Origin of the sequence: Shewanella sp. SP1S1-7 (genome assembly GCF_031932105.1) — a bacterium.
Lineage (GTDB): Bacteria > Pseudomonadota > Gammaproteobacteria > Enterobacterales > Shewanellaceae > Shewanella > Shewanella baltica.
This window is the reverse complement of sequence record NZ_JAUOEU010000010.1, coordinates 59,683-75,753: the sequence shown is the minus strand read 5'-3', so window position 1 is coordinate 75,753 and position 16,071 is coordinate 59,683. Positions and strand designations below refer to the sequence as shown.

17 protein-coding genes are annotated in these 16,071 nt (G+C 49.0%); 16 read left to right on the top strand and 1 reads right to left on the bottom strand.

All coding sequences use genetic code 11. From position 1 onward, the window contains the following. Positions 1–333: 333 nt before the first annotated feature. The 14 genes from Q4Q49_RS10195 (at position 334) to Q4Q49_RS10135 (ending at position 10,583) form a co-directional block, all read left to right on the top strand. A complete protein-coding gene (locus tag Q4Q49_RS10195; protein WP_311999273.1) occupies positions 334–867 on the top strand; it encodes a lysozyme in 534 nt (177 codons plus the stop codon). After that, entirely contained in the window at positions 848–1,351 is a 504-nt protein-coding gene (locus Q4Q49_RS10190; RefSeq protein WP_311999272.1) for a hypothetical protein, read from the top strand. Before Q4Q49_RS10195 ends, Q4Q49_RS10190 begins: the two co-directional genes overlap by 20 nt. Further along, the gene (locus Q4Q49_RS22185; protein ID WP_409373184.1) at positions 1,233–1,481 is read left to right on the top strand and encodes a hypothetical protein; all 249 of its coding nucleotides are present in this window, start codon (positions 1,233–1,235) and stop codon (positions 1,479–1,481) included. Before Q4Q49_RS10190 ends, Q4Q49_RS22185 begins: the two co-directional genes overlap by 119 nt. Then, the gene (locus Q4Q49_RS10185) at positions 1,462–1,818 is read left to right on the top strand and encodes an HP1 family phage holin (protein WP_220592014.1); all 357 of its coding nucleotides are present in this window, start codon (positions 1,462–1,464) and stop codon (positions 1,816–1,818) included. Before Q4Q49_RS22185 ends, Q4Q49_RS10185 begins: the two co-directional genes overlap by 20 nt. Continuing rightward, entirely contained in the window at positions 1,772–2,305 is a 534-nt protein-coding gene (locus Q4Q49_RS10180) for a terminase small subunit (protein ID WP_311999271.1), read from the top strand. The genes Q4Q49_RS10185 and Q4Q49_RS10180 overlap by 47 nt, the downstream gene beginning before the upstream one ends. After that, a complete protein-coding gene (locus Q4Q49_RS10175; RefSeq protein WP_311999270.1) occupies positions 2,280–4,277 on the top strand; it encodes a terminase gpA endonuclease subunit in 1,998 nt (665 codons plus the stop codon). The genes Q4Q49_RS10180 and Q4Q49_RS10175 overlap by 26 nt, the downstream gene beginning before the upstream one ends. Before the next feature lie 29 nt (positions 4,278–4,306). After that, complete coding sequence (locus tag Q4Q49_RS10170; RefSeq protein ID WP_106649468.1) at positions 4,307–4,513, top strand: hypothetical protein; 207 nt, start codon at positions 4,307–4,309, stop codon at positions 4,511–4,513. 49 nt (positions 4,514–4,562) lie between these two features. Beyond that, positions 4,563–6,137 (top strand): phage portal protein, encoded by a 1,575-nt coding sequence (locus Q4Q49_RS10165; protein ID WP_311999269.1) that lies wholly within the window; start codon positions 4,563–4,565, stop codon positions 6,135–6,137. Next, positions 6,046–8,112, top strand: a complete 2,067-nt coding sequence (locus tag Q4Q49_RS10160) for a ClpP-like prohead protease/major capsid protein fusion protein (RefSeq protein ID WP_409373182.1) — start codon at positions 6,046–6,048, stop codon at positions 8,110–8,112. Before Q4Q49_RS10165 ends, Q4Q49_RS10160 begins: the two co-directional genes overlap by 92 nt. A gap of 80 nt (positions 8,113–8,192) precedes the next feature. After that, a complete protein-coding gene (locus Q4Q49_RS10155; RefSeq protein ID WP_311999268.1) occupies positions 8,193–8,516 on the top strand; it encodes a capsid cement protein in 324 nt (107 codons plus the stop codon). After that, a complete protein-coding gene (locus Q4Q49_RS10150; protein ID WP_311999267.1) occupies positions 8,509–8,853 on the top strand; it encodes a hypothetical protein in 345 nt (114 codons plus the stop codon). Before Q4Q49_RS10155 ends, Q4Q49_RS10150 begins: the two co-directional genes overlap by 8 nt. A 3-nt stretch (positions 8,854–8,856) precedes the next feature. Beyond that, positions 8,857–9,426, top strand: a complete 570-nt coding sequence (locus Q4Q49_RS10145; protein ID WP_311999266.1) for a hypothetical protein — start codon at positions 8,857–8,859, stop codon at positions 9,424–9,426. A gap of 15 nt (positions 9,427–9,441) precedes the next feature. Further along, positions 9,442–9,867, top strand: coding sequence for a hypothetical protein (locus Q4Q49_RS10140; RefSeq protein WP_105251452.1), 426 nt, complete (start codon positions 9,442–9,444; stop codon positions 9,865–9,867). Next, entirely contained in the window at positions 9,864–10,583 is a 720-nt protein-coding gene (locus Q4Q49_RS10135; protein ID WP_106649474.1) for a hypothetical protein, read from the top strand. Before Q4Q49_RS10140 ends, Q4Q49_RS10135 begins: the two co-directional genes overlap by 4 nt. A gap of 91 nt (positions 10,584–10,674) precedes the next feature. Here the strand turns inward: Q4Q49_RS10135 and Q4Q49_RS10130 are convergent, their stop codons facing one another. Beyond that, entirely contained in the window at positions 10,675–11,259 is a 585-nt protein-coding gene (locus Q4Q49_RS10130; protein WP_311999265.1) for a Rha family transcriptional regulator, read from the bottom strand. Between the two features lie 474 nt (positions 11,260–11,733). On the opposite strand from Q4Q49_RS10130, the gene Q4Q49_RS10125 reads away from it, so the two are divergent. Continuing rightward, positions 11,734–15,654, top strand: a complete 3,921-nt coding sequence (locus tag Q4Q49_RS10125) for a tape measure protein (protein WP_311999264.1) — start codon at positions 11,734–11,736, stop codon at positions 15,652–15,654. Positions 15,655–15,692: 38 nt separating this feature from the next. Next, complete coding sequence (locus tag Q4Q49_RS10120; RefSeq protein ID WP_311999263.1) at positions 15,693–16,064, top strand: hypothetical protein; 372 nt, start codon at positions 15,693–15,695, stop codon at positions 16,062–16,064. The last annotated feature ends 7 nt before the right edge of the window (positions 16,065–16,071 follow it).

The following is a 16,071-nucleotide window of genomic DNA, read 5'->3' as shown; positions in this document are numbered from 1 at the left end:
TTAAAATCGAGTACATTTGTATACGCTTGCTAAGGTTACATTTATTCAGTCGCACGTTATTTGTCTGCCAAGGGCTCCTTTTAGGGGCCCTTTTTATTTGTCGCCATTTCTTATTCGCAAACATCCAAATAGCTGTTCGTTAGCTAACCCCAGCTGAAAAAAAGCGGCCGCTGCAATGGTGGTCGTGGTGGGTATGTGTTGCCGTGGTGTTCGACATTGCCGCTACGGACGTTGAAAGACACTAAAAACATCAGCTGTTAGAGGCGGCTACCTCACCGTTGACCTAACCGTTGGCCGCGCTAAGGCTAACCTCATTTTAAAGGAGACTGACCTATGTCATTAAAGCAAAAGCTCATGGCACTGGGGCTTTCTTCTGCTGTCGCACTGGCGGGGGCTAATTTGATTGCCCCCGCTGAAGCGCCGAACGGCGAGCCCATTCTGCACACCTATCTTGATCCGGTGGATATTATCACCGCTTGCTTAGGGCACACTGGCCCCGAGCTTGAGATCAACCAGTTTTTTAGCGAGCAGCAATGCATTGAAATGTTCGCCAAGGATTTAGGTAAAGCCGATCGGCAGCTGCGGCGGCTAACGTATCCGGTGCAACTTACTGAAGGTGAACACGCTGCTTACCTCAGTCTGATTTACAACTTTGGTGCGGGTAACTTTCAAACCTCCACCTTGCGCAAGCTGTTACTGCGCGGAGAAAGGGTGGCCGCTTGTCACCAGCTCACCGATGCATGCGGTAAACACGGCTGTAATGGGTTTGTCTATGCGCGTGATATCAAGTTGCCTGGCTTAGTCGAACGCCGCAAAAAAGAACGTAAAATCTGCTTAAAGGATTTATATGTGGAACAAAATCATTAATGCCACTGGCTCGCTGCACCTGTATTTAATCGCAGCGCTCATCATAGTGATAACGCTACTTGGCTTAAGCCTCACCGCCGTTAAAGCTGATCTCGCGTTAAAAAACTCGCAGATTGAAACGGCCGCCGTTAACCAGCGAATGCTGCAAGATGATCTCACGGTTGTCACCGATGAACTGCAAGCGCAGGCCATCGAACGTGACAGGCTCGCTAAGGATTACGCCTTTGCCTTAGCGCTCAGTGAACAAACCGCTAAAGCTAAGGCTGAGATTGATCGCCAACTTGCCGATCAGCGCGAAGCCATTAAAAAACTAAGGACCTCAGCCAATGAACAAACCCGAAGTTGGGCTAATACTGCTGTGCCTGATGATGTTAAGCGGCTGCTCAAGCACGCCGCCTATTGCGCGCACCGTAGTCACCAAGCAGACCCAATATGTGTTACCGCCGCAATCATTAATGAGCCAGTGCCTGCCAGCCGAATGTAGTTCAGACGCTAATGCCGATCTGCCCGATTGCATCATTCAACTCTTAGCCGTGATCACCAAATGCGATACCGATTTGCATAACATCGAAACATGGCGAATGGAAAAACAGCATGAACAATCCATACATTAATGATGTTGCCACCCAAAAAGGGTTTACGTTGAGTGCCTATATATCGTCACTAATGAGCACATTGGGAGGTGCCTTTACTATGGATAAAGTGGCGATGTTAATTGGCGTATTACTCGCCTTCCTCACTTTTTTGGGCAACTTTGCTTATCAAGAGTTTCGCCGTCAACGTGAGCGTCGCAAAGAGCAACGAGAGCGCTTACAAGAAGAAAAAGACGAAAAGCGCAAACAAGAACTTCACGCCGCCGACATGCAACTGAAAGCCGCCCTGCTAAAACAAGTGGAGCATCCTAATGGCCCGCATTCAACCATCACCACCCGAGCCTGTTCTACTGAGTAAAACCGACCTATGCAAAAGCCTTGAGATCAGCACCCAAGCATTTGATAAGTGGGACGTGCCAGTGCACAGCAAGCGCGGCCGCGTGTGTTTATACAAAATGGCCGATGTGGTGGGTAACAGACTTGCCAACGAGCGCAAAAAAACCATCACTAAACCCGATGAAGATGATCCCGATAAGCCAGATATGGACTACGAACGCTGGCGCTTAATCCGAGCCCAAGCAGTTGGGCAGGAGATTAAAAACGAAAAAGACCTCAAAGAAGTGGTCGAAGTTAATTTTGCTACCTTTGTGCTAAATCGCATTGCTGCGCAAATTGCCCCAGTGCTCGATCAAATACATATACGGGTAAAACGCAAATTCCCCGACATTCCAGAACGCACAATCGACGCTATCAAAGCGGAGGTGATTAAAAGCCAAAACACCGCCGCCGATCTCGCGGAGGGCATTGAGGGTTTATTAGATGAGTATATCGGCCGCGCAGATTAAAAATCTGAAAGCTGCCGTTGCTGCTGGGCTGCGTTCGTTCTATCGCCCACCCATGCTCACCTGTTCTGAATATGCCGACGAGCACTTTTACATGTCGTCGGAGTCCTCTTACACCGAGGGCAAGTGGGAAAGTTTACCGTTTCAAATTGGCATTCTTAATGCCATGGGTAACGACCAAATCAGCACGCTTAACTTAATGAAGTCAGCGCGGGTCGGTTACACCAAAATGCTGATGGCTAACGCTGCTTACAAGATTGAACACAAAAAGCGCAACGTGTTGATCTATCAGCCTCGTGATGGTCAAGCCAAAACCTTCATGAAAAAGCACGTTGAAACGGCGATTCGTGATATCCCTGTGTGGCGCGCGCTTGCACCTTGGATGGGTCGCAAACATAAAGACAGCACGCTAGAAGATAAAATATTCACCAATGGCAAAACGCTGATGGTGCGCGGTGGTACCGCTGCAGCTAACTATCGCGAAATCTCCACCGATGATGTGATCTACGATGAGCTAGCGGGTTTTGATGAATCCATCGAGCACGAAGGTAACGCCACATCGCTCGGTGATACTCGTATCGAACTGTCGATGTTTCCTAAGTCGATTCGCGGTTCAACGCCTAAAGTGCTCGGTACCTGCCAGATTGAAAAAGCCTGCAGCGAATCACCGCACTATTTTAGGTTCAGCTTACCTTGCCCACACTGCGACGAACTGCAGGATTTAAAGTGGGGCGGCCCCGAAGAAGCCTTTGGGATTAAGTGGCATAAAAATGCCAAGGGCGAGCACGATCCAGGCACAGCCTATTATCTGTGTGAGCACTGTGGTTGCTGTATCGAAAACAATCAGCTCGATGATATGGAGCTGCACCCAAGCGCGATTTGGATATGCGAAAACACCGGCATCCGCACTAAAGACTTTTTAGACTTTTATGATGCCGACGGAAACGACATCACCACGCCGCCCAATATCTCGATTCATATCTGGTCGGCCTATAACTCGCTCAACAGCTGGGCGAAACTGGTTACTGAGTTCTTTAAAGCCAAAGGCGATAAAGAAAAGCTGCAGACTTTCGTCAACACTAAGTTAGGCCAGCCATGGGATAACGACAACGGCGAACGCTTAGAGTGGGAAGAATTAGCGAAGCGCCGCGAAATGTACCCGAGTGGCAAAGTACCTAACTGGGTGGTGTATTTAACGGCAGGTATCGACACCCAAGATAACCGTTACGAAGGCCGTGTTTGGGGCTGGGGTGCGGGTAAAGAGGCGGCGCTAATTGACCGCTTTATTCTCCATGGTGATCCCGCTGATCAAGTGCTTAAAGACAAAGTGGCTGAGCGTATTGCGCAAAGCTATGCCCGTGCCGATGGCGTTGTACTCAATATTGGCGTAGTGGGTTGGGACTCTGGCGGCCACTACACCGATGACGTTTACGCCATGAGTAAAAAGCTTGGGCTAATGCGGGTTATACCCATTAGAGGTGCCAACGTTTACGGTAAGCCGATCGCCAACTTCCCCCGTAAGCGAACCGCCAAAGGTGTTTACTTAACGGAGGTCGGTACCGACAACGCCAAAGAGCTGTTGATGTCGATGTTGCGAATTGCCCCTGATGTTGATGTGCGCAAGCCAGGTGCGATTCACTTTCCGCTAAACGAAGCGGTATGTGATGACGTTGAGCTGCAACAGCTCACCAGTGAACGCAAGGTGCCGGTGCGCCAAAACGGGCGGATCATCTATAAATGGGACAACCAAAAGCGCCGCAACGAAGCGCTAGATTGTTTCGTTTACGCCTTAGCCGCGCTGTATATCGCGATAGATAAATTCGGCATCAATCTCGACAAGCTTTCACAAGTTACCCCGATCGCCATATCAAGCGACCAACCCAAAGAACCAAAACCTAAAGCCGTAAAACAGGCCAATGCAAATGCTGCTTACCTAAACGGTGGCGGTGGTGGCAGTTCTGGCGGTTGGCTGTAGTTAATGCCAATAAAGCCAAGGATAACAGCATGACCCAAACCCAATGCCAACAGATGATCGATGCGTACTTTCAGGCCGAGCTTGATGTGTTGGCAGGCAAGCAAACCACGATCAACGGCAAAACCATGACCACCGAGGACCTAGGCGAAATCCGCAAAGGTCGGCTTGAGTGGGAGCGCCGTTTAAACGCCTTTAGCCGTCCACAGGGTGGCGTCAAGTTAGCCAGCTTTAACTAATCAAGCCGCATTAATAGGGCACTTCTAAAAATATAAGTCGGAGCAACACATGAGCATTATCAATGATGCGCTGGCGATATTTGCCCCGCGTTTAGCATTACAGCGTGAAGCGGCCGCAATGAGCTACCGCAACCTGAAAGGGTATGAAGCCGCCAGCCCAAGCCGCACGCATCGCGCTAAAAAGGAAAGTCGCGGGGCAAACCAAGCGGTATTTGCGGCAGGTAAAAGCCTGCGTGAGCAAGCCCGCTGGCTAGATGAAAATCATGATCTCAGTATCGGCATTCTCGACCGGATGGAAGAACGGGTGATCGGTGCCCAGGGGATTGTGGTTGAACCCCAGCCGCGCAGTATTAGCGGTGAAATCCTTGATGACTTAGCCAACGATATTCAACGCCGTTTCGGTGCATGGTCGCTTAAATGTGATGTGACGGGCCGCTATAGTCGCCCTGAGCTTGAGCGCTTAGTGCTACGTAGCGCCCTGCGTGATGGTGATGTGTTCGGCCAGCATGTGATGGGTAAAGTGCCTAAGTTCGGCCACCCAAACGAGCAAGGCACTCAATACAGTATTGAAGCCTTAGAAGCCGACTTTATCCCCTATGAGTTAAACGAACCAGCAAAGCGGGTACGGCAAGGGCTCGAAGTGAACGGCTGGGGCCAAGTAGTTAACTATCACGTATTGTTCGATCACCCTGCGGATCAAGTCGGCTTTCGCTACAAAACCAAAGTGATACCCGCATCGAGCATGATGCACTTAGGCTTATTTAAACGCTTGCACCAGCTGCGTGGCGCTTCGTTATTCCACGGCATTTTAACCCGCCTTGGCGATATCAAAGACTATGAGGAATCTGAGCGAGTAGCCGCTCGGATTGCGGCCGCGCTGGCGTTTTACATCAAGCGCGGCGATGCCGCCATGTTTGTTCCTGACTCAAGTGGTGAATCGTCAAGCCGCGAAATCCCCATTGCACCTGGCATGACCTTCGATGATCTCAAGCCCGGTGAAGATGTGGGCATGATTGAATCAAACCGCCCTAATGTGCACTTAGTTGATTTTCGTAACGGCCAATTAAAAGCCGCCGCAGCCGGTACCCGTGGCAGCTATTCCAGCATTGCCCGTGACTACAACGGCAGTTATTCAAGCCAGCGCCAAGAGCTAGTTGAGCAAGACGAATCGAACCGCATTATGCAGCAGTGGTTTTGTGCTGGCTGGTCGCGGCCTGTGTTCCGCAACTTCTTAAAAATGGAAATGCACAACAAGCAGGACCCATTAGTGCTACCGCCTGATCTCGACATGCGCACCTTATTTGATGCCGTGTACTACGGGCCCACCATGCCATGGATTGACCCACGCAAAGAGGCCGAAGGCTGGGAAATGATGATCGCTGCCAACGTCGCAACCGAGGCCGATTGGACTCGCGCCCGTGGCCGTAATCCTGCAGAAGTAAAACGCCAGCGTAAGCGTGAGGTGGATTACAACCGCGAAAACAACATGGTCACGGCCAATGACCCCGACCCCTCGCTAGGAGATCCTAACAGTGAAAAAGACCCCAATAGCATCAGCAATGCTAAGCGCAATGCTGCCAAGCGGAGCGCTGAGCGTGCCCGTCGCAACGCTGAACCAGAGTAATAAACCCGCCAATAGCTGGTATAGCCTCAAAGCCCAAAACGGTAATGCCGAGTTAATGATCTATGACGAGATTGGCGGCTGGGGCATTAGTGCGCAACAGTTCGCCCGTGATCTACAGGCCCTAGGCAAAGTGGGCACCATTACCGCCCGTATTCATTCGCCAGGCGGCGATGTATTCGAAGGTATGGCGATTTACAACATGATCAAAGGCCACCCAGCGCACAAAGTTTGCTACATCGATGGCCTTGCAGCTTCGATGGCCAGTGTGATTGCCATGGCTTTTGATGAAGTCATCATGCCTGAAAACGCCATGATGATGGTGCATAAGCCTTGGGGCGGAACTCTCGGTGATGCCGAAGATATGCGCAAATACGCCGACTTGCTCGATAAGGTTGAAGGCAATTTAGTGGGCGCCTACCAACACAAAACAGGCTTGTCAGAAGATGAACTCCACGCTCTGTTAGCCGCTGAAACTTGGCTAACTGGGCGCGAAGCAGTGGAAAAAGGTTTTGCCAACACCCTCACCGATCCGCTGCAAATGGCGGCATCACTTAATTCAAAACGTCTTAAGGATTTTACTAATATGCCTGAAGCTCTCAAAAACCTGTTTGCACCGCAGGGTAACAGTGCTCCCAACCCACTCGTGCCAGCACCAGCAGCACCTAATGCTCAGTTGCCTGCGCCTGCAGCAACACAACCTGATACCACTGCTATTCAAGCGGCTGCGATTGCGTTTAATACTGAGCGTATGAACGGTATCAATGCAGCATTTGCTTTCTTTCCTGAGTTAGCCGAGTTACGTAATCAGTGTATTGCCGATGCCAACATCAATGCTGATAAAGCCAAAGACATGATCTTGGCAAAGCTGGGTGAGAACACCACACCGTGCGCTACGTTACCTCGCACGACTATTTATGCGGGCAACGGCAATATCGTTGGTGACTCGATTCGTGCTCAGTTAATGGCACGTTCCGGCCATGCAAAAGCCGAAGCTAGCAACAACTATTCGAGCTACACCATGCTTGAGTTGGCACGCGCCTCATTGTTAGATCGTGGTATCGGCTGCGCTGGATTCAACAAAATGGATATGGTCGGCTTAGCCTTTACCCACAGCTCAAGCGACTTTGGCAATATCCTGTTAGATGTAGCTAATAAATCAGTGTTAATGGGCTGGGAAACCGCCGAAGAAACCTTCGAGCGTTGGACCAAAAAAGGTCAACTAGGCAACTTTAATATCGCCAAACGTATCGGCCTTGGTGACTTTAATAGCCTGCGCCAAGTGCGTGAAGGCGCGGAATACAAGTACGTCACCGTTGGCGACCATGCGCAACAAATCGCGCTGGCTACCTATGGCGAGTTGTTCAGCATTACCCGTCAGGCCATTATCAACGACGATATGAGTATGTTGACTGATATCCCAATGAAAATGGGCTTTGCCGCCAAAGGCACCATTGGCGATTTGGTATATGCGGTATTAACCAAAAACCCCGCAATGGCTGATGGCAAAACGCTGTTCCATAATGAACACGGCAACTTAGGTTCCGGTGCGCCAAGTGTGGCGGCCCTCGATGCTAATCGCATGTTAATGCGTAAGCAAAAATCGGGTAATCGCCACCTGAATATTCGCCCTGAGTTTGTACTGTGCCCTGTAGCGCTTGAAACCACGTTTAACCAGATCATTAAGTCCAGTTCTGTTAAAGGTGCCGATGTGAATTCAGGTATTGCTAACCCAATCCAAAACTTTGCCGAAGTGATTGCTGAGCCTCGTTTAGATGATAACAGCGCGGTGCAGTGGTTCCTTTCTGCGGGCCAAGGCCGTGACACCATTGAGGTGGCTTACCTTGATGGCATCGACACGCCTTACATTGAACAGCAACAAGGCTTCACTATCGACGGCGTAGCCACCAAAGTGCGTATCGATGCGGGTGTGGCGCCGCTCGATTACCGTGGCTTGGTGAAATCAACAGGCGTGTAAACAGCGTTAAATCGACATAAATGGGCTATCAAACGATAGCCCTTTTTTATTCAGTTTTGTTTTTAAGCAGGAATACTCTCATGAAAAATTATGTGCAAGATGGCAAGACCATCAGCTTTACGCCCACCGCCGCAGTTGCCAGTGGTGAAGCGGTATTACTAGCCACATTGTTAGTTGTGGCGATTGGCGCTATTGCCGCAAACACACTTGGCGAAGGTGTCACAGAAGGCGTGTTTGAGCTGCCTAAAAAATCCACTGATGTGGTCGCTTTAGGTGTTGATCTGTATTGGGACGACACCGAAAAAGAACTGACCACCACCGCCACCGACAATACCAAAGTCGGTAAGGCGTGGTTGGCAGCTGGCAATGGCGCCGAAACCGTCTGGGTGAAGATCAATGCCTAACGTTGGCAACCACTTTGCCGATCGCGTGCGGGGTAAAATGGTGCGGCTGTTTCAGCGTTTGGCTGACCCGTGCCTTTTTACCCCAAGCGATGGCTCCGCGCCATTTACTCGCCTGGTGAGTTTGGATGATAACGGTGCAGAAATTGCGGCCTCTTCTAATGAATATATTCCCGAGCTAATCAGTCGTGCTGAGTTTTTACAATCCGAAGGGGCGGTAAATTCTGGTGATGAGTTTGCGATAGGTGAGGGCACTAGCGTCCAGCAAGGACGACTCACCCAAAGGGTAAGCATGGATTCAGTCAGCGTGACCTTTATCTATATTCCGCTAGAGGCCTAGCTAATGGCACGCATAAAGATTGAAGGCATGGAGGCGGTAACAAAGGAACTTAACCGCATTCGAACCGCTCAAGCGCCAGCGATTAATCGGGCGATTGAGGACTCGGTAAAGTTTGGTGAAAAAGCGGCTGTCGATGCGATCTTCAACAAGTATGGTTTCAATTCAAAAAGCTATGTAGAAAACTTGATTAGCTACAGTGTAGACCCACGAAATTTAAAGGGTTTCGTTACAGCCCGTTACCGCTCGAGTTCCTTAACCCGCTTTGCTTCAGGCAAAAAACGGATAGGTAAAAATGGGAGGTCAAGAGCTGATGGTCACATCATCCGTTCGTTGCGCAATGAACCACACTGGTTTAAAGGCACTTTTACCTTTATAGGTAGAAATGGCAATTTTGTAATGTACGAGCGTCATCGAGGCGAAAAGTGGCGCACCTTTAAACAAGCAAAAGATAAAGGGATTAAGGCTAAATATGGCCCTTCTGTCTTACAAGCTTTCAGAGGCGTGGAAGAAGATATTGAGCCACCAATTATTAAGCATCTACGCGAACGCTACGGCCACCACGCTAGCCGTTAACTAAGAGACAAACTCATGATCCAAGCAATCTTAGACCGCCTCGGGCTGGTTGACGGCGCCACTGTACGTGAAGGTTTTTATGTGCAGTCCATTGCCAAAGAAAGCAAGTTCATCTTTTTGCAGCCTTATACCGATGCCTTTGACGCTAAAAATGGCATTGATAAATATAAGGATGATCTGGTGCTGCAAGTGGTTGCTGGCGTAAAACTCGCTAAAAATCCGCAACCAACCAGTGAGCTAATCAACCTCGTGCGCGCTATCCGAAGTGCATTCTATAAAGATGAACGCTTCCCTGAAAAACCTAGCTGGTTGCCCTCGGTGATCAGCTTTAAAGAGACAGAGCCCTGCAAGTACATCATGCCCGAAGCCCATGAAGAACACGGCCTAGCGGTGTTCACCTTATCCCTTGTTAATACCGTTAAATTTGGAGACTCACTATGAGTGAAATAGTAACCGAAAGTTACATCGGCTCAGCGATCGTCTATATCGATGGCCGTGACTGTGGCAACGTGAGCGGCGTAAAGCTCGCTATCGAACAAGAAACCAAATCCTTGCCCAACTACCGTGGTGGCGGAGGTTATGCCGATGAAGTCACGTTGATTAAATCCGTAAAATTAAGTGCGACCTTTTACGATTTTAACAACGAGAACTTAGCGCTAGCTATGCGCGGTAAGATTGATGTATTAACTGCAACACCCGTCGCAGATGAAGAAATTATCGCTGTGCTCGATGGCTTAGCGCAAACCGCAAAAATGATTGATACCAGTATCGCCCCTGTTGTTAAAAATGAAGCGGGTGATGTGACTTATGTACTTGATGAAGATTATGTTGTCAGTGCCGCAGGTATCCGCGCGTTATCGACTGGCGCCATTACAGCAGGCCAAACATTAACCATTGGCTACACCAGCCAAGCGGGTAATGCGTTGCAGGCGTTAACGGAATCAGGCAAAACGGTCAGTGTGGTTGTTGACGGTATTAACGACTCAACCGGTAAACCGTGGATGCTTAAGTTCTATAAGTGGAAGCCCACACCCACATCAGGCTTAGACTTGATCGGTACCGATTACGGTAGCTTCGATATTGAAGGTGCTGTACTCGCTGACAGCTCAATCGTTGCCACGGGTAAGTCTAAGTTCTTCGTCCGTAGCGCAGCATAACCTGTCTCAAACAAAAGGCTCACAGCATTTATTCAATACTGTGAGCCTTTTTGCTAGGTTAAAAATCAAAGCAATAACAACGCTTTGCTTTTTAACTTAACCGTGCTTGCTCGCGGCCAATACGCGCGATACAGGCGATTTGTTGGTTAGCGGCTTCGCTAATTTCGATTAACTGCTCAAGGGATAAAAAGCGTGGTTCGCGGATATAGTTGACCAGCTTATCGCGCCGAGTGACGAACTGATCATCATCGATGGGCTGCGAGCTGACAATCTTACCGCCTTCCCATGTAAATAACATGCGTTGACGTTCAAACGGGCTTTGGGTGCGGGAGAGGCGGGCTTGGGCTTCGTTAAAGGCATTAATGAAGTTGATCTTCAGTTCGGCAGCTTTGGCACCCGTAAACCCCATGACTAAAAACATAAAACCATCTTTGGTCAGGTGGTAACACTTTAAATCGCGCTGACTGGTTCCAACCTGTTGATTTTGCACGTTAGCTCGAAAATGAGCTGACGTAAAATCACTGGGAGCCTCAACAAGGATTTCTTCAATTTTACGCAAAACATTTTTATGCATTTTGCCAAAATAATCGGCAACGATCAGTGAGCTAGTAATGGTTTGCAGGCCGTTAATAAATACCAGTTGTGCGGGGGGGTTTTTAGACTGTTGTAGGTTCATGGGTGTCACTCCTAGATATCGTGAGTAATCATCACCAAATGGTACGAATCATTGGGTGATGAGCTGAGCAAGGTTCGTACTACCGCATCTAGGAAGCGGCCAGCCAAATGGCTGCCTCACCCAGCTCACCATAGAAGTGGTGCGCCGAGTCACGCAATAAAAAACCAGCACGAAAGGCTGGCGACAATTGCGCCTAGATACTGCGGGGTACGAATCCCGGCACTGGATTTTGCCAATGCCGAAATAGTATCGCCCCGCTTAGGCGCGTTTGTCAATTTTACTTATCAGTTAACTGATTTAGAGCGGTGGGTTGAGCAAGGTTGACCTTACCGCCACAGGAAACGGCCACCATTATGTGCCTTATCCAACCCACCTAGTCCCTGAGTTTACAAACTAATTGGTTGTGGTCGAGACATTTCGATCACAGCCGTTTTCGTGCGCGTGTGTTTTATTTTTACGATATGAGGATAATAAATGAGCTTTAAAGACCAAGTGATTAATTTAATCATTCAAGGCAAAGATCTGTTTTCCTCAGAGGCGAAAAAGTCTGAGCAAGCATTGCAGGAGTTGGGGCGCGAAAGCGAAAAGCTCAACGAGCAGCTTGATGAGCTCAAGCAGCAGCAAGAAGCGATAAAAGCCATTGATTCATTAAGTGCAGCCATTAAAAAAGGCGAGCGTAATTATGTTGATAATGCTCAAGCGCTGGATAAATTAAAGCAAGAGCAAAAGCAAGCCACCGCTGAGGCAAAAAAGCTCGAGCAGGCGCAAAAAGAGGCGGCAACCTCAACCAGTAAACTGGAAACTCAGTATAGCCAAACCGTTGCGGAGCTAAGTCAATACGATGCACAGCTTGCTACCGCTCGCGCCGAAGTTGAGCGTTTAACGGCAACGCAAGATAAAGGCGCTCAGGCCAGCAAAGAACAAGCACAGGCGTTATCTAAAGCGAAGAATGATCTACAGCAGCTTGAAACCGCACAAATCAACACTGCCAATAGTGCTAGTAAGCTAGCCACTGAACTCGATCAAGAGCGTATTGGACTGGATAAGCTCGGTGATGAAGTAGAAAAAGCGAGTCGTAGTAAGGCCGAATATGCGCTCAAGGTTAAAAGCGCGCGCACTGAGTTAAATCAACTCGGCTCTAGCCTTGGTCGAAATAAGGCGGAGTTAGACAAACAACAAACTGTGCTCAATAAAGCCGGCGTTGATATGAACAAGCTGGCTGATGCCAGCAAAGACTTAAAGACCCAGCAAGCCGCCGCTGAAATCGCGCTTAAGGGCGTAAACGATAAGCTTGCTCGCCACAATAAATTGCTTGATGAAAGCAAAAAATCATCAAGTGATTTTGGCGGTAGCATCAAAGCCGCTACGGGTTCGATCATTGCTATGGCTGGCGCGTATGTTGGTGTCGATAGGCTTTGGGAAAGTTTAAAATCTATCCTCACTGCAGGCGATAAAGCCAAAGCCTTTAGCGCCCAAATGACGGCCATGATGGGCAGCATTGCTGCAGGTGAGCAAGCAACGGCGTGGATCAAGGATTTTGCTAACCGCACAGGTACCCAGCTCGATAGCGCTAAGCAAGCCTTCGCCTCGTTAAAAACCTTCGGCATCGACCCCATGAATGGGGCGTTGCAATCGATGGTCGATTACAACGCTAAGCTAGGCGGTAGCCAAGAAAAACTAGAAGGCATCATCCTCGCCACAGGCCAAGCGTGGGCCAAGCAAAAGCTGCAAGGTGAAGAAATCCTGCAGCTGGTAGAACGCGGCGTTCCCGTGTGGGATTTGCTGGAAAAGGTCACAGGTAAAAACACGGTCCAACTGGGTAAGCTGAGTGAAGCGGGCAAGCTTGGCCGTGATGTGATGCAGCAACTGTTTGACGAAATGGGCAAGCAAGCCAATGGTCAAGCGGCATTAAGTCTCGATCGGTTAAGTGGTCAGTTAAATCTTCTCTCGAATAAGTGGGAGTCGTTTAAGCAGATCATTGCTGATTCTGGCGCCTATCAAGTGGCGATTGATTTACTTAAAGACCTTAACACTACGTTTGATCAGTTAAATCAAAGCGGCAAGATTAAGGCCGCAGCACAAGATATTAGCGACTTTTTCAAAGCCATTTTAAAAGATGGCGGCGCAAGCCTTAAAGGCATGCTGGAAAACATCACTGCCTTTGCTACTGGGCTTAATGTTGTCGCGGGTTCTATAAGATTAGTGTTTAATGTTTTCACCTCTGTGGTGGCTACATTTGGCGCCGCAATAAGTGGTGTGTTTGCCCTTATTCTGCAAGGTTGGGCTACGGTCATTAGTGTGTTTGGTGGTGATGAGTTAGCGCAAACTCTTCAAACCCAAGCGAACGCGCTTAAGGCTGTCTCTAAGGCTTATCTTGATCAAGTAGAGCAAGATGCCCGTGATGCGACTGCTGCACTTAAACAAATGGGTGTTGATATCCGTTTAGACTCGGATGGCACCACTCAGACCCAAGTTGATAATGCTGAAAAAGTAAAAGCGGCAGTTAAAAGCCAGCTTGAGCAACAGATAGAAGCGAGTCAACAAGCGGTGGCAGCGGCCGAAAAAGCCAATGAATCTGCAACTAAAGAAGTTGATGCATGGAAGGCGCGCGAACAGGCAGCTAAAGAGCATTACACCGCATTAAAAAACTCAGGTACAGCAACCCTTGCTGAACTTGAGGCGGCTCAGATCCAACTTGAAAACGCCACATTGCGCCTCGGTGATGTGCAGTTATCGCAGCTTGATAAACAAAATCAACTTGCGGCCTCAAATGCTGCTCTCTCAACGGCGACGGTTAATCTTCGCAACGAACAAAACCAGCTGGCGCAAGATCAACTCACTAAAGTGCGTGATGCATTTATTGCGGGTGAAGCATCGGTTGAGGACTATAAAACAGCCCAAGACAATGCCAAGAAAACGGCCGCTGAGTTAGCAAAGGCACAAACTCAGTTAACCACTGAAATTAAAAAAACCTCCACAGCCGCCAATGATTTTGAATTGGCAATGGCAAAGGCTGGCATCACCACTATTAAGGTTTTACGTGACCAAGCGGCCGAGGCTAAAAAGACGTATGAAGAAGTTAAACAAGGCGCTAAGGATGGCACTGCGTCAACCAATGAGCTAAACCAAGCGTTTTTAAAGTATGCCGAAGCTGCGCTTAAGGCCGAACAAGCGTCGTTAAAAGTAGGTCAAGCAAGTGATGGGCAGGTTGAGGCTAGCCTAAGGCAACAAGCTGCGACTATGGGGCTTGCGGGCGATATCGATAAACTGATTGCGCAATATTCTCGATTAAAAGATGCCCAATCTGGCTTAGGTGATAACACTCAACAAACGGCTGATAATGTAAAAAAAGGTTCTACAGAAATCGGCACGACCATATCTAATACTATGGATACCGTTGTTAAGTCAGCTGAGCAAGCAGGAGTGGGCTTGCAGTCTATTGCTCAATACTTTGCCGATATTGGTACCGCCATATATGACAACGTAAAAGCTTTAAGTGATGGTGCTGCGCGTTACTTCAACACCATTGTTTATGGTGTGCAGAACGTGAAAAAGGAATTTGGTGATCTTGGGCAAGTCGAAAACGAAATAGAACGTTTAACGGGTGTTATTTATGAGCTTGATAACACGTTAGCTAAAACGGTTGATTTTGTCGGGCTTCGCACCTGGGCACTTGAAACCGAGAAAGCCGGCAAGATTGCCGAGCGCGCCTATTATCGCCAAAAGCTTGAACTGCTTAATCTAGTGGATGCACTCGATAATACCGATAAAGCGAATCTCAGCATTATCAACAGCGCAACACGAGCAACTAAAGCGCTTGATCTAGTGAATGATCAAGATATGTCTTTGCTCACTTCCGCACTGGACAGCGCCAAACAGCGCATGGACTCTCTGCGCGATAGTGCCGAGTCCACGCTTAAGTCGCTGCAGGATGAGCTTGATGGCTACCTTGGCCGCCAAGATGAAATTGAAAAACGCCGCTATCAGGAACAAGTCGCCGATCTTAAGGAGCAACTCGCCGCTGCTGAACGCACAGGCGATAAGCAGCTTATTGCCGATTTACATGAAGCAGAGCGAACGCTAAAGCAAGTTTATGAGTTCCGCACTGCTGAAATTAAAACCCAGCAAGCAACCGATAAGCAAAGCGCTGCCGAGGCGAAGAAGCAAGCCGAAGCCAGTGCTGCAACGGCTAAGGCTGCGGCTCAAACTCAAGCAACCGCTACCGTTAACACGCAAGTCAACACTCAAACTAGCACGCAATCTGTGGCTAACACTTCAGATATGCAAGTGCTGCAACTGCAGGTTGGCAATAGCACCTTTAATGCCCAAATGAAGCGCAGCCTCGTCACCGAACTGATGAACGAGATCAAACGTCTGCAATCTGTTGGCGGTTAGCCAATCCTGTTATTCGCCCCATTTAATCAAAGGTCCCTATGACAACCATCGATAGCATCGATATCGCGGTGGATTTGCTGTGGCTAAACCGCGACAACACGCCCCGCGTGGCGGCCAACATGAAGCGCGCCTTAAACGGCGCGCCATTGGTGCAGCAAACCATTATTCCAGCGGGTATTGCCATGGAGTTAGGCACCAAATCGGGATGGATGCTGCGCACTGATGTTGAACAACTAAAAGCCCATGCCGCCATTACGTTAACCGCCTTCACGTTGGCCTATGAAGGCACCAGTTACAACGTAGTTTGGGATAACACTGCAGGCTCGCCCATTACGGGCGAGGATTTATTTGACGAAGTTGGCGGGTTTGAAAAGCTCACTAACGTGGTTCTTAAGTTTCTGACCTTATAGGCCATTT

Excerpts from the sequence above, each read along its gene's own strand:
- Q4Q49_RS10155 (WP_311999268.1), top strand. The coding sequence starts at position 8,193 with ATGAAAAATTATGTGCAAGATGGCAAGACCATCAGCTTTACGCCCACC.
- Q4Q49_RS10135 (WP_106649474.1), top strand. The coding sequence starts at position 9,864 with ATGAGTGAAATAGTAACCGAAAGTTACATCGGCTCAGCGATCGTCTAT.
- Q4Q49_RS10190 (WP_311999272.1), top strand. The coding sequence starts at position 848 with ATGTGGAACAAAATCATTAATGCCACTGGCTCGCTGCACCTGTATTTA.
- Q4Q49_RS10120 (WP_311999263.1), top strand. The coding sequence starts at position 15,693 with ATGACAACCATCGATAGCATCGATATCGCGGTGGATTTGCTGTGGCTA.
- Q4Q49_RS22185 (WP_409373184.1), top strand. The coding sequence starts at position 1,233 with ATGATGTTAAGCGGCTGCTCAAGCACGCCGCCTATTGCGCGCACCGTA.
- Q4Q49_RS10195 (WP_311999273.1), top strand. The coding sequence starts at position 334 with ATGTCATTAAAGCAAAAGCTCATGGCACTGGGGCTTTCTTCTGCTGTC.
- Q4Q49_RS10125 (WP_311999264.1), top strand. The coding sequence starts at position 11,734 with ATGAGCTTTAAAGACCAAGTGATTAATTTAATCATTCAAGGCAAAGAT.
- Q4Q49_RS10140 (WP_105251452.1), top strand. The coding sequence starts at position 9,442 with ATGATCCAAGCAATCTTAGACCGCCTCGGGCTGGTTGACGGCGCCACT.
- Q4Q49_RS10130 (WP_311999265.1), bottom strand. The coding sequence starts at position 11,259 with ATGAACCTACAACAGTCTAAAAACCCCCCCGCACAACTGGTATTTATT.
- Q4Q49_RS10150 (WP_311999267.1), top strand. The coding sequence starts at position 8,509 with ATGCCTAACGTTGGCAACCACTTTGCCGATCGCGTGCGGGGTAAAATG.
- Q4Q49_RS10180 (WP_311999271.1), top strand. The coding sequence starts at position 1,772 with ATGGCCCGCATTCAACCATCACCACCCGAGCCTGTTCTACTGAGTAAA.
- Q4Q49_RS10175 (WP_311999270.1), top strand. The coding sequence starts at position 2,280 with ATGAGTATATCGGCCGCGCAGATTAAAAATCTGAAAGCTGCCGTTGCT.
- Q4Q49_RS10170 (WP_106649468.1), top strand. The coding sequence starts at position 4,307 with ATGACCCAAACCCAATGCCAACAGATGATCGATGCGTACTTTCAGGCC.
- Q4Q49_RS10165 (WP_311999269.1), top strand. The coding sequence starts at position 4,563 with ATGAGCATTATCAATGATGCGCTGGCGATATTTGCCCCGCGTTTAGCA.
- Q4Q49_RS10145 (WP_311999266.1), top strand. The coding sequence starts at position 8,857 with ATGGCACGCATAAAGATTGAAGGCATGGAGGCGGTAACAAAGGAACTT.
- Q4Q49_RS10185 (WP_220592014.1), top strand. The coding sequence starts at position 1,462 with ATGAACAATCCATACATTAATGATGTTGCCACCCAAAAAGGGTTTACG.